This window comes from Streptomyces sp. NPDC048142, from assembly GCF_043202835.1.
GTDB lineage: Bacteria > Actinomycetota > Actinomycetes > Streptomycetales > Streptomycetaceae > Streptomyces.
The window spans coordinates 15637-28258 of record NZ_JBIDBC010000051.1 but is presented as its reverse complement, the minus strand read 5'-3'; the positions used below and the strand labels follow the sequence as shown (position 1 = coordinate 28258).

General features: G+C 70.0%; 12 protein-coding genes and 1 pseudogene. 9 read left to right on the top strand and 4 right to left on the bottom strand.

Annotation, left to right across the window (positions count from 1 at the left end):
• Positions 1-204: 204 nt before the first annotated feature.
• From ACGF2Y_RS34960 to ACGF2Y_RS34950, 3 genes are all read right to left on the bottom strand, one after another.
• Entirely contained in the window at positions 205-876 is a 672-nt protein-coding gene (locus tag ACGF2Y_RS34960; protein ID WP_392955738.1) for a Type 1 glutamine amidotransferase-like domain-containing protein, read from the bottom strand.
• 134 nt (positions 877-1010) lie between these two features.
• Positions 1011-2228, bottom strand: coding sequence for a serine hydrolase domain-containing protein (locus ACGF2Y_RS34955; protein ID WP_392955736.1), 1218 nt, complete (start codon positions 2226-2228; stop codon positions 1011-1013).
• A 162-nt stretch (positions 2229-2390) separates the two neighbouring features.
• The gene (locus ACGF2Y_RS34950; RefSeq protein ID WP_392955734.1) at positions 2391-2678 is read right to left on the bottom strand and encodes a hypothetical protein; all 288 of its coding nucleotides are present in this window, start codon (positions 2676-2678) and stop codon (positions 2391-2393) included.
• 1385 nt (positions 2679-4063) lie between these two features.
• Between ACGF2Y_RS34950 and ACGF2Y_RS34945 the strand changes: the two genes are divergently transcribed.
• The 4 genes from ACGF2Y_RS34945 to ACGF2Y_RS34930 all read left to right on the top strand — a co-directional run bounded on the left by ACGF2Y_RS34945 (position 4064) and on the right by ACGF2Y_RS34930 (position 8266).
• Positions 4064-5119 (top strand): iron-siderophore ABC transporter substrate-binding protein, encoded by a 1056-nt coding sequence (locus tag ACGF2Y_RS34945; protein WP_392955732.1) that lies wholly within the window; start codon positions 4064-4066, stop codon positions 5117-5119.
• Positions 5120-5169: 50 nt separating this feature from the next.
• The gene (locus tag ACGF2Y_RS34940) at positions 5170-6207 is read left to right on the top strand and encodes a FecCD family ABC transporter permease (protein WP_392955730.1); all 1038 of its coding nucleotides are present in this window, start codon (positions 5170-5172) and stop codon (positions 6205-6207) included.
• Positions 6204-7286 (top strand): FecCD family ABC transporter permease, encoded by a 1083-nt coding sequence (locus tag ACGF2Y_RS34935; protein ID WP_392955728.1) that lies wholly within the window; start codon positions 6204-6206, stop codon positions 7284-7286. Before ACGF2Y_RS34940 ends, ACGF2Y_RS34935 begins: the two co-directional genes overlap by 4 nt.
• A 419-nt stretch (positions 7287-7705) precedes the next feature.
• Entirely contained in the window at positions 7706-8266 is a 561-nt protein-coding gene (locus ACGF2Y_RS34930) for a hypothetical protein (protein ID WP_392955727.1), read from the top strand.
• A 125-nt stretch (positions 8267-8391) separates the two neighbouring features.
• Here ACGF2Y_RS34930 and ACGF2Y_RS34925 read toward each other — a convergent pair.
• Positions 8392-8691: pseudogene (locus ACGF2Y_RS34925) on the bottom strand (sugar isomerase); the annotation flags it as partial.
• Positions 8692-8871: 180 nt separating this feature from the next.
• Here ACGF2Y_RS34925 and ACGF2Y_RS34920 point away from each other — a divergent pair.
• The 5 genes from ACGF2Y_RS34920 to ACGF2Y_RS34900 all read left to right on the top strand — a co-directional run bounded on the left by ACGF2Y_RS34920 (position 8872) and on the right by ACGF2Y_RS34900 (position 12586).
• Positions 8872-9669: a DeoR/GlpR family DNA-binding transcription regulator gene (locus ACGF2Y_RS34920; protein WP_392955725.1), complete on the top strand. Its 798-nt coding sequence runs from the start codon at positions 8872-8874 to the stop codon at positions 9667-9669.
• A gap of 211 nt (positions 9670-9880) precedes the next feature.
• Positions 9881-10285 carry a cell division protein SepF gene (locus ACGF2Y_RS34915; RefSeq protein WP_073220783.1) on the top strand — a complete coding sequence of 135 codons (405 nt, stop codon included), beginning with the start codon at positions 9881-9883 and terminating at the stop codon, positions 10283-10285.
• Between the two features lie 221 nt (positions 10286-10506).
• Positions 10507-10866, top strand: a complete 360-nt coding sequence (locus ACGF2Y_RS34910; protein WP_392955722.1) for a nucleotide pyrophosphohydrolase — start codon at positions 10507-10509, stop codon at positions 10864-10866.
• A 124-nt stretch (positions 10867-10990) separates the two neighbouring features.
• Positions 10991-11491, top strand: coding sequence for a DUF6099 family protein (locus ACGF2Y_RS34905; protein WP_392955721.1), 501 nt, complete (start codon positions 10991-10993; stop codon positions 11489-11491).
• Between the two features lie 171 nt (positions 11492-11662).
• Positions 11663-12586: an LLM class F420-dependent oxidoreductase gene (locus tag ACGF2Y_RS34900; protein WP_392955719.1), complete on the top strand. Its 924-nt coding sequence runs from the start codon at positions 11663-11665 to the stop codon at positions 12584-12586.
• The last annotated feature ends 36 nt before the right edge of the window (positions 12587-12622 follow it).

Sequence of the window (12622 nt, the reverse complement as noted above, 5' to 3'; positions counted from 1 at the left end):
GCAGCCTCGGCTACCGCAGTCCCGCCGAGTACGAGACCGCGCTCGCGGCCTGACCACCACACCAATGGTGTCCGTCAAAGCGGAGCAAGCTCAGTTGTGGATCAGGTGCGGGGTGCCCCGGCTTTGAGGAGGGTGGCCACGTCGAGGGTGACCTTGGCGCCGATGACCTCGGCGCGATGGCCCGGGATGTGCTCCAGGACGCGGTCAGCCTACGAGGTTCAGCCTGCGAGGTTCGATGCGCTCCTCCACCGCCCCGGCTCCGTCGCGTTTGACGATGTAGGCACCCTTGCCGGGAGTTTCCGTCACCGCTTCCACCAGTTCCGTTCCGCGGTACACCAGGCCGACTCCGTCGTCTGTGCAGTGAGCGGTGGGCATGGTGCCGTCCGCCACAAGCTGGTGAATCAACGGACGTCGACCCTCATCCGAGTCGTAGTGCACGCCGTTGCCGTACGGCAGGAAACCGAGTGCGTCGGTGACCGGGCGCAGTTCCGGCCCGAACGAGTCGGTGGCACCTCCCTGGAACCAGCAAAGGGAGCCCGCACTGACTCCGCTGAGCACGACACCGGCCTGCCAGGCACGGTGCATGACGCGGTCCAGGCCATGCGCTCTCCACACCGCGAGCAGGTTGACCACCGAGCCCCCCATGACCCAGACCACATCGTGGTCGAGGACCGAGCCCTCGACATCTTCGAGGTTGGGCATGGGGAACAGGTGCAGAGGCGTCAGGTCGAATCCGGCAATTCGCGCGGCCTCGGTCATGCGGGTCGTGAAGTGCTCGGCATCCCCGATGGCGGTGCCCACGTACATGATGCGCGGGCGCCGACCGTGCACGCCGGAGAGGTCGACCGCATGGTGCACCAGAGCATCGAACGTCACCCTGGTTCGTCCTCCGACGCGATGTCCGCCGGAGGTCGCGAGGATCGTCGGGTTCCAAAGCCGTCATGGCCGTGATCGTATCGGTGGCATGCTGACGGACCTGGGCCACCTGCGGTCGGACGGGTTCGCTGCCGCTAGCCGAACAGAGGATGGTCCGGTGTCAGCACGGCCGCGATGCGTGAGGCGACCGCCTCGGCGGTGTTGCCCTCGGGCGAGGAGGGGCCGGTCGTCGTGGCCACCGCGATCGCCACGCCCTTCTCCGGCAGGTAGGCCATCACTTCGCCGTAGCCGTTGAACACCGGATTCTGGAACACCCAGCCGTTCCTGACGACCATCCCGAGCCCGTAGTGGGTGGCCTCGGTCTGCGCCCGGCAGACTGTGGCGGGACAGGTCTCGGTCGGGCCTCCCTTGCCGACGGTGCCGGGGTTGAGGAGGGTGCGGTACGCCGCCCGCGAGATCAGCTTCCCCGACCCGATGGCCTCCGCCGAGCGGGCCACGTCGCAGATGTCCGAGGTCAGCACCGCCCCGGGCGCGATCGTCCAGGACGGGTTCCAGAAGGTGGACTCCTCGTACGTACCGCGCTCGGTGCTGAAGGCGTGCAGGACCGGCCGTGGCATCTCGGGGGTGAAGTGGTTACGGGTCTCGCGCAGGTCCAGCGGCCGCATGATGCGCTCGTGGAGCAGCCGGTCCAGCCGGGTGTCCGTGATCTTCTCCAGGGCGGCTCCCAGGAGCACGAAGTTGGCGTGGGAGTAGCTCCAGTTGGTGCCCGGCTCGTACCACAGCGGCTCACCGGTGGAGATGGCGATGAGTTCACGGGGGGTCCACTGCCGGAACGGATCGTCGTGAACGGCGTCGAGGAAACCGGGGTCGGTCACGTAGTCGTACAGCCCCGATGTCGAGCTGCCGAGCATCCGCAGCGTGATCTTGTCGCCGTGCGGCAGGCGGGGCAGCCACCGGGACACCGGCTCGTCCAGGCTGACCCGGCCCTCGTCGGCGAGTTGCAGCAGGACGGTGGTCAGATAGCCGATGGCCACCCCACCGACCCGCATATGCATGTCGGTGGTGGCGGGGACGCCGGTCATCGTCTCGCCGGTGGCGGTGGTGACGACCTCGCGCCCGTGCACGGTCACCTTGACCAGCGCGGCCTTCAGTCCGAGCTCCTCGCGGGTCTGGCGCACGATCTTGGCGATCTTCCGGGCCTGCCCGTGCGGCTTGGGCGTGGCCGCGCAGGCGCGGTCCTGATGCCCGGGCGGCGATGTCGACAACGGCGTGGCGGAGAGGGCGGGAGTACCGCTCAGGGTCAACGCGAGCAGCGCGGCCACGCACAGCCACGCTTTGCGGGTATGAGTCATGCGGGCACTGTGAGGCTGGCGACCGCACCCGGGAGGCGTACGACACCGTCTCGCGTCCGTGTGGCGGAAGCTTTGCGTCTGAACGGGCGTAGCGCGATGGCCCCCCGAACCTGGCGTGGGGGCCGTCCGGTAGCGGGGCCACGAGGAGCAGGCCTCCGATGGTCAGCTCCAGGTGGTCAACGGCCCGAGCAGCGGCTTGAACGGAATCGGCCTACCGGTGGTCGCGTCCAGCAGGACACGGTCGCGCAGCGGCTCGTCCAGCTTCACGGTGGCCTGCCGGGCCAGGAGTTCCTTCGTGCAGATGGCGTCTTCGCTGCCCTCGCGCACATCGACATCACCGATCAGGACCACGCTGCCGGTGGTTTCCAGGGTGGTGACTACGGGCCCGTTGTCACAGGAGCCGTGCCCGGCGACCACGGTCAACCGGCGTCCGTCACTGGACGCTTCCACAAACTGGATGATCTCCTGGCCGGGTACCGTTCCGCGGCCGCCTTTGATGGGCGACGAGGGGCGCTTCGAGGCGGGGACGCCATCACGGCTGCCGCGACATGGCGGTGAACGGCCGGGCCCGTGTGCTCGAAGCCAGGCCCGACCGAGTCGGGCACACGCAAGGGGGAGAAGCAACCGCAGGCTGGTCAACGTCACGGGTATCGGCGAGGCCAAGGCCATCGCACTCGATGTCTGGCGCCGTGACGTGGTCGCCTCCGCGGCCGCCCGTCAGCCGAAGTCACTCGGTACCGCGGAGCGGCAGCAGATCGAACAGGGCATCACCCGACGCCGGTCCCAGCTCGCCGATCAGCGCAAGGCGGTCGAGCCCGCTACTGAAGCCTTGCGCGCGCGGGCGCGCAAGCAAGTTGGAGGATGGTCGGACACGACTTGCCCAGAAGCACACGCTCGCAGGCCAACAAGCCGCGCTACAGCGGCAGGAGTTCAGTCGACGGATTGTCGCACTGCAGCAGAACAGTGTGCTCCACGCGGGGCTGAGCAGCTCGGTCGAGGCCGCCAGGATGCGTCGGCGGCGGTTGGCATACACGCATTACGTGCGGTTCATCTGCATCGGCCGCTGATGCATGGCCTGGCCGGCGTCTCCGGTCCCAGCGAGTGCCTCCGCCGCTACCGGACCGACTTGGCGTGGCACTTGGCGCAGGAGGGGTGGGCACGGCCGGTCAGGCCCTCGCAGTGGTCATCTGCTTCCGCCAGTTCAGAGCGTTCGAGCCGTTCAGGGCGCACGGGCGGTGGTCAGCGGTGCGGTTCGGGCGCGGTTTCCATAACGATTCAGCGCACAAGGCGACGCACATCCCGCTGTGCGGGCGAAGGGTCCTGCCGACGGCTTCGGTCGCCAGGACAGTCAGACCCGTCAGGACATTCGGGATAGTCAGGACAGTGGGATCGTCCTCGACCGGGCGGGGTCGCATCAGGGAAGAAGCCGGACGAAAGACGCGGTCCGCCGTCGGCCGACGAACCGTCAGCATCTCGAACCCGGGTTCCTGCTGAGGTGGCGCAGCCATGACGGTGGTGAAGCAACGGCGTTGCTCCGGGGGCCAGTACGCGGATCGCGCATCGCCCCTGTGGTGATGCGCCGACGTGCGGAGCGGGACTCGACGCCGCGAAATGTTCATCCTGCCGGGCAATCGCCCATCCGCGGATCACATGCTGCTGCGCGACGGTTTCGCGTCCCTGTCTCCCGTGTGCCAGGCGGGGCTTCTGCCGGGCCGTCCGCCCCGAGGTGCGGCACCGGTGTCCGGCCGTGCGGAAGGGGGGCTTGTTTGAGGCGCCGACACCTCTGGCTTAGGCTTGCCTAACCTTCATTCGCTCGGTCAACCTGAGGACCCTCCATGCTCGGCTTCACCCGCATGCGCCGCCGCACCCTCGCCGCCACGGCCACCACCGTCGCCCTCGCCGTCGCCCTGGTCGGCTGCTCCTCGGACGGCGACAGCGACGAGGACAAGGGCGGGGCCAAGGACTCGGCGAAGAGCGGCGGCGCCTTCCCCGTCTCGATCAAGAGCTCGCTCGGCACCGCGAAGATCGAGGAGAAGCCCGAGCGCATCGTCACCCTCGGCCAGGGCTCCGCCGAGACCGCGATAGCCCTCGGCCAGACCCCGGTCGGCATCGAGAGCTACCCCTGGGGCAGTGACAAGTCCGGCTACCTCCCGTGGATCAACGAGGCTGTCAAGAAGTCCGGCGACGACCTGCCCAAGCAGTTCGCCGGCGGCGAGGAGATCGACTTCGAGGCGATCACCGAGCTGGAGCCGGACGTCATCCTCGCCCCCTGGTCGGGCATCACGCAGAAGCAGTACGACGTCCTCAAGGACATCGCCCCCACCGTGGCCTACCCCGACCAGGCGTGGAGCACCGACTGGGACCAGCAGATCGACATCATCGGCAAGGCGCTCGGCCGGACCGAGGACACGAACGGTCTCAAGACGAAGATCGAGAAGCAGCTCGCCGACGCCGCGGCCACCCGGCCGAACTACAAGGACGTCACCTTCTCCTACATCTACAACTCCGGCCCCGGCACCCTCGGCGTCTTCAAGCCCGAGGAGCAGCGCGTCAAGATGGTCTCCTCGCTCGGCCTGAAGGTCGACCCGGTCGTCAACGGCTTCAAGGAGACCCCCGGCACCGACTCGGCCCTCATCGGCCTGGAGAACGCCGAGAAGCTCAAGGACAGTGACCTGATCTTCACGTTCTACACGGACGCGAAGAACCGCGAGGAGATCGAGGGCCAGAAGCTGTACGGCGCGATCCCCGCGATCAAGAAGGGCGCGGTCGTCGCGAGCAACGACAACTCCTTCGTCACCGCCTCCTCGATCATCAACCCGCTGACCGTGCCCTGGACGATCGAGCGCTACCTGCCGATCATCGACCAGGCCGTCAAGACCGCCGGCAAGTAACCCCGGGCGGGTATCCGAAGGACCAGGGCCACCAGGCACACTCCACACTCATGGCAACCACCACGGTCGCACCGCCGAGCGGCGCAGGTACCTCCCGTACCGGCGCCGCTCGGTCGGCGTTCCTCCTGCTCCTCGGCCTGGCCGCGCTGGCACTCGCGCTCTGCGCGAGCGTCATGTTCGGCAGTCGCAGCACCTCGCTCGGTGATGTCGTCGACGTCCTCGGGGGCAACGCCGACCCCAACATCACCCTCATCGTCGAGAGCCGCTACCCCCGGACCGTCCTCGGCGTCCTCGCCGGAATCTGCCTCGCGGTGGCGGGCACCCTCATGCAGGGCGTCTCACGCAACCCGCTGGCCGAACCGGGCCTCCTCGGCATCAACGCCGGCGCCTCCGCGAGCATCGTCGCCGCGACCGCCTGGCTCGGGGCCTCCGGTGCGACCGACACCATGTGGTGGGCGATGCCCGGCGCGCTGGCCGCCGGTGTCCTCGTCCATGTCGTCGGCTCCGCGGGTACGGGGACGAGCGTGGTGCGCCTGGTGCTCGCCGGGGCCGTGCTCACCGCCGTGCTCATGGCGTTCATCCAGGCGGTGACCCTCAGCAAGCCGCAGGTGTTCGACAGCTACCGCTACTGGGTCGTCGGAGCGCTGGGCGGCCGGGACTTCGACGTCTTCTGGTCCGTCCTGCCCTTCGCCGCCGTCGGCCTGCTGCTCGCCCTCGCCCTCGGCCCCGGCCTGAACGCCCTGGCCCTGGGCGACGCGACCGCCGTCGCCCTCGGCTCGCACCCCGGGCGAACCCGGGGCGGCGGACTGCTCGCCGCCACGCTGCTCAGCGCCGCCGCGACCGCCGCCGTCGGCCCGATCGCCTTCGTCGGCCTCGCCGTCCCCCACGTCGTACGGGCCCTGGTCGGCGTCGACTTCCGCGTCCAGATCCTCTTCGCCATCTTGATGGGCCCCACCCTCCTGCTCCTCGCGGACGTGGTGGGCCGGGTCGTCATGCGCCCCACCGAACTCATGGTCGGCGTCGTCACCGCCTTCATCGGCGCACCCGCGCTGCTCATCGCCGTACGCAGGATGCGGGGCACCTCATGACCGTCACCGACCGGACCGGCACCGACCGGTCCGCCCCCGTCCCCAAGTCCCCCCGGGGCTATCTGGTCGTCGGCCGCACCGTGGCGATACCCATGCGCCGGGCCTCCGTGCTCGCGGCCGCCGGGCTCTTCGTCCTCCTGCTCGCGGCCGCCGTCACGACGCTGACCTGGGGACGCCTCGGCATCGATCTCGCCGACCTGCCGGCCGCACTGCTCGGCGGCGCCGAGGGCAAGGACCGTTTCGTCTTCAACCGGCTGCGCGGCCCCCGCCTCACCGTCGCCATCGGGGTCGGCGCGGCGCTCGGACTCTCCGGCGCGCTGTTCCAGTCCGTCACCCGTAACCCGCTCGGCAGCCCGGACGTCATCGGGCTCTCCGCCGGAGCCGGCGCGGGCGCCGCGATCTGCGCCCTGATGTTCCCCGACACCGTGCCCGTCCCCGTCGGTGCGCTCATCGGCGCGGTGGTGGCGATGGCCGTCGTGTACGTCTCCACCGGCACCGGCTTCCGCAACCCCGCCCGGCTCGTCATCGCCGGGATCGGGGTCGCCGCGATGGGCGCGGCCGTCACCCAGTACGTCGTCTACGCCCTGGAACGTGACAAAGCCTCTGTTCTCACCGCCTACGTCAACGGCAGCCTGACGGCCCGCTCCTGGACCGACGCCACCACCGTCTGGCTGGTTCTGCTCGCCACCGTCCCGCTGGCCGCACTGATCTCCCGGCGCCTCGACATCGGCGAGATGGGCGACGACATCGCCGAGGGACTCGGCTCCGGTCCGAAGAAGGCCAAGACCCTCGCCGTGGTCCTGGCCATCGCGCTCTCGGCCGCCGCGGTCAGCGTCTCGGGACCCATCGCCTTCATCGCTCTGACCGCGCCCCAGATCGCCAAGCGCCTCACCCGCGGCTCCGGTCCGCACCTGATGCTCTCCGCCCTCACCGGCGGCCTGCTGCTGGTGCTCGCGGACCTCTGCTCCCAGCAGCTGGCGCTCTTCGACGACCTGCCGGTCGGGATCTACACCATGGCGATCGGCGGGGCGTACCTCGGCTGGCTGCTGGTACGGGAGTGGCGCAAGGGTGTGCTCTGAGCGCAGGGGAACCGAGCGCCTCGCCCACCGCGCCCGCCTCGCCCACCGCGCCCGCCTCGCCCGACCGGCGCGAGGAGGGCCCGCCTCGCCCGCCTCCGCGCGGTGCCCCGGGTTCCGCCTGTGCCCCGCCGTAGTGTCGTCTTCCTGACTTCGCCGCGATCCCTGCCGCAGGTCGCCGCCCTGGTCCATCCGTACGTGCCTCCCCCTGGTCCATCCGCTCGTGCCTCCCTGGCAGCCTCGGCACGGCCTCATCACGGACGGCCTGTCCTGACCAGGCGCGCCTGTCCGGGATCCGATGCCGCTGGGACCGGGCTCCGGCCGTTCCCTGGGAGGCAGTTCGCCTGCGGGGCGGGGGCAGGGGACGGCGCCGGGACGGTGACGACTGGTCACGTACAGGTTCGTCGGCCATACTGCCCGCCGTGGAGCAGAGCATAGATCCGAACAAGAAGCCCGAGTTCGCCGCAGGCACCGACCCGGCGTTCATCCCCCTGCCCGGACTGGCGGCGCCCGTCGCGACCCGGAAGCCCGAACCGGAATCGGAGGCCGGTCCGGAGGATGCCGCTCCGGAGTCGGAGCGGGAACGCGGCGACGAGCCCGAAGGGGCGACCGCGGAGGCCGACGCCGACAAGGAACCGGAATCGGAATCGGCGGCGGGCGATGCCGGAGCGGAAGGCGGGACCGAGGGCGATGACGTCGAGGAGGGCCCCGTATTCGAGGTCAGCGACCGGCGCGGCTCGATCCGGGTGGCCCGGGAAGGTGTCCGGTTCCGGCTGGACGACCAGGAGGCCGAGTTCGGCTGGGACGAGATCGGCGCCGTGGAGACCACCCCGGCCCGCTTCGGCCGCAGGTTCACGGTGACCGTCCACCTGTCGACCCGCCGTTGGTTCAACGCCGAGGTCGAGGCGGAGAGCCGCAGCGAGCTCAAGGGCTGGCCGGCCGAGCTGGACGCCGTCCTGGACGCCTACTTCGAGGAGTCCTGAGCGGTCAGTGGTGAGACACCCCCGGGAGTGTCTCGTCGATCGGACCGAGGACGGGACGGCGGTTCCGGCCAGGCTGCGGGGTTCCGGCAAGGCTGTGCGGTGCGGTGCAGACCCGTGCTGATCCGTGGGGTGCTGCGCCGCGCCGTGGTCTCCGCGTCCGCGGCCACGTCATCGGAGCGCAGGCCGAGGTGGGCCCGCAGCAGGGTGAGGGCGGTCGTGGCGAAGCGCGTCTGGACGACGGAGCGTTCGCCGGCGACGTCCAGGACGACGAGATCGTCGGCCGCCGCCCTGACGGGAGTCTCCGGATCCGTCATGACGGGCACCGTACGGGAGGTGCCGCGCAGGCGGTTCAGCAGCTCCAGCACCTCGGTCGTGGTCCCCGACCGGGTCAGCGCGACGACCCGGTCGTAGCCGCGGCCATCGGGGCCGATGAAGTATACATGTAGAATTCTGCACGTTACATGCGGTTATCAAGCAAAAACAAGCAAGATGCAGGTGGGTGAAGGGCTCCCGGGCGGCCCTGTGCGACGCTTGCGGCGGTCCGGCCACCGGCGACCGCGTTCCCGCGAAGCGCGGTGCCCGCGCCGGACGGTGAGGAGACGCTCTTGTCCAGGGACGCCCGGTGGGACGCGCTGCTGGAACTGGTCGGCAAGCACGGCAGGGTGGACGTCGAGGAGGCGGCGACGGCGCTCGACGTCTCGGCCGCCACCATCCGCCGCGATCTGGACCAGCTGGCCGAACAGCACCTGCTGACCCGCACCAGGGGCGGCGCGGTCGCGCACGGGGTCTCCTACGAACTGGCGCTCCGCTACAAGACGGGGCGTCACGCGCCGGAGAAGCAGGCCATCGGCCGCGCGGTGTCCGGCCTCGTCGCCGTCGGCGAAGTGGTCGGCCTGACCGGCGGAACGACCGTGACCGAAGTGGCCAGGGCGCTGGCGGTACGCCAGGACATCGTGGGCGAGGCGACGGTGGCGGGCGGGCAGCCGACGCTGACCGTGGTGACCAACGCCCTGAACATCGCGAGCGAGCTGGCGATCCGGCCGCAGATCAAGATGGTCGTGACGGGCGGGGTCGCGAGGCCCCAGTCGTACGAGCTGACGGGCCCGCTCGCCGTCGGCGTGATGAACGAGATCACCCTGGACGTCGCCGTCCTCGGGGTGAACGCCATCGACATCGAACGCGGCGCGTACGTCCACCACGAGGGCGAGGCCAGCGTCAACCGGCTGCTCGCGGAGCGGGCCCAGCGGGTGGTGGTGGCGGCCGACTCGTCGAAGATCGGCAAGCGGGCCTTCGCCCGGGTCTGCGACCTGGGGCTGGTCGACGTTCTGGTCACCGACTCCAACATCGCGGCGGAGGCGAGGGACCGGTTCGGCGAGGCGGGGGTCCAGGTCATCACGGTCTGATCGGTACGGGTCCGATCGGCCCGGTCCGGCTCATCATGTTCCGAGGGGCGCGGGTCGTCATGAAGTGATGTCCGTCGGATACCGGAACCGACACGGTCGGAGACTTCACCGTGTCGTTGGTACGCCGAACGGGTGAGGGGCGAGAGGATTGCCCGATGAACAGTGAGTGCAGCCGGAGCGCATCCGACCGGCTCGACGACGGGGTGGCCCTGTGAGCAGGTACGACAGGTATGACAGATACGACGCCACCGACGAACAGTGGGAGGGGCTCGCACAGGTCGTACCGCTGCGCGGCCGTGACGAGTGGCCGTCCCGGATCGACCACCGCACCGTCCCGGACGAGCGCGCGGCCGAGCAGCGGCGCCTTGTCGTGCTGCGGGTGCAGGTCTTCGCGGACGCGCGTGAGGTCGCCGAGTATCTGGTCGCACAGGTTCCGGTGCTGCTCGACCTGACGGCGGCGGAATCGGACGTGGCGAAGCGGATTCTCGACTTCAGCAGTGGTGTGGTCTTCGGCCTCGGCAGCGGGATGCACCGCGTGGACCGCAATGTCTTCCTGCTCGCGCCGGTCGGCATGGAAGTCGAGGGGGTCACGCCCGCGGGCCTCGCCCAGTCGTAGGAAGCGGCAGTCGGGGCGGCAGCCGGCTCGGACCGCCGCCCCCGGCCGCGCTTCGCCCGCTTCCTCTTCCTCCGCCGGGCCCGTCTCCTGGGCCGGGCCCCGCTCGCCGTGCCGGGCCCTGCTCACCGTGCCGGGCCCCGCTCGCCGTGCCCGCGATGCGCTTGGCGTGCCGGGAGGTGAGCGGGGAGGCGCTGTCGGTGGCCGGTGATAGACCTGGGGCCGTGACAGACATCGATGTGGCAGAACTCCAGCGGCGGCTGGCCGCGTTCGCTGCGGCGCGGGACTGGGGGCAGTACCACACCCCGAAGAACCTGGCGGCCGCGCTCAGCGTCGAGGCGTCCGAACTGCTGGAGATCTTCCAGTGGCTGACGCCCGAACAGTCGGCGCGGATCATGGAGAACCCCGAATCGGCGCACCGGGTCGCCGACGAGGTGGCGGACGTGCTCGCCTATCTCCTGCAGTTCTGCGAGGTGTTGGACATCGACCCGACGGCGGCACTGGCGGCCAAGTTGGAGCGGAACGAAAAGCGTTTCCCCCTGTCAAGCGCTCCGGAACCTCACGATCGTCACTCTTCGGAGTGATGGAGATGTCCACAGTCGGCTTCGTGTCCACAGATTTCCGATTTCCTCTGGCCTTACGGTGCTGTCTACCTCACTGTGGGTAATGAATGAGGTGAGCGGGTTTTCCTACGGACGGGGGAGACACATGGAAGCGGAGCGACTCATCGAGGCGGGGCGGCGGGCGCTGGCGGACAGCCGGGGCGCGCTGGACGTCATGGCGGAGGCCTGGCAGGCGCAGGCGCTCGCACGGGCGGTCGGCAGCCGGCTGGCGCTGTACGGCCCGATGGAATTACGGAGCGAGGCGCGGGCGCTGGGGGAGATCGGTGCCGGATGCTCGGCTCTGGACCACCCGACGGTTCTCTCCGGCGGTGCCAGGGCGGCCCAGTTGTCCGGGATCGCCGATGTGCGGTCGGCCCTCGCCGGGCTGGCCCTGCTGCTCGGCGAGGCCGGGATCGCCCTCGTGGGGGTGGCCTGCGACACGGGGGAGGACGGTCTGTACTGGCAGTGCATCGAGGCCATGGACGCGGCCGACGAATCACTGGACCGTGTGCACGGGATGCTGAGACGCCTGGCGGAGCGGGAGAGGGAGCGAGACGGCCCCTACGGCGGCATACGCGGCCCCGCATCATCGGCGGCGGGCCCGTGAGGGGCTCTGAGGGATTCTAGGGGGGGAGAGGTGGCGGTCCCTGAGGGGGAGGAGACAGGGAGGAGACGGGGGGAGAGGCGGGGGAGAGATGGGAGAGATGGGAGAGATGGGGAGGGGGGATCCGGCCGGGCTGGTGAGGAGGACCGGGCGCCGGAGGGGCAGGATGGAGGCATGGATCTTCGCATCTTCACCGAGCCCCAGCAAGGGGCCGACTACGACACCTTGCTCACCGTCGCCAAGGCCACCGAGGACCTCGGTTTCGACGCCTTCTACCGCTCCGACCACTATCTCCGCATGGGCTCCGGCGACGGGCTGCCCGGACCGACGGACGCCTGGATCACCTTGGCCGGACTGGCGCGCGAGACCCGGCGGATCCGGCTGGGCACGCTGATGACCGCCGGTACGTTCCGGCTTCCGGGAGTGCTGGCCATCCAGGTGGCCCAGGTTGACCAGATGTCCGGCGGCCGGGTCGAACTGGGCCTGGGGGCAGGCTGGTTCGAGGAGGAGCACAAGGCCTACGGCATCCCGTTCCCGAAGGAGAAGTTCGGCCGCCTGGAGGAACAGCTCGCGATCGTCACCGGCCTGTGGTCGACGGAGGTCGGCAAGACCTTCAGCTACGACGGGACCTACTACCAGCTCACCGACTCGCCCGCGCTGCCCAAGCCCGCCCAGGCCAAGGTGCCCGTCCTGATCGGCGGCCACGGTGCGACGCGCACCCCCCGGCTCGCCGCGCAGTACGCGGACGAGTTCAACATTCCGTTCGCCTCGCTGGAGGACAGCGAGAAGCAGTTCGGCCGGGTCCGGGCTGCCGCGCAGGCGCACGGGCGCTCGCCGGACGACCTCGTGTACTCCAACGCGCTGATCGTCTGCACGGGCAAGGACGACGCCGAGGTCGCCCGGCGCGCGGCGGCCATCGGCCGGGACGTGGCGGAGCTCAAGGCGAACGGGCTGGCGGGATCGCCCGCCGAGGTGGTCGACAAGATCGGTGGCTACGGTGCGATCGGCTCGTCGAGGATCTACCTCCAGATTCTCGACCTGGACGACCTGGACCATCTGGAACTGATCTCCTCGCAGATTCAGTCCCAGCTGACCTGACCTGACCTGACCTGACCTGACCTGACCTGACCTGAC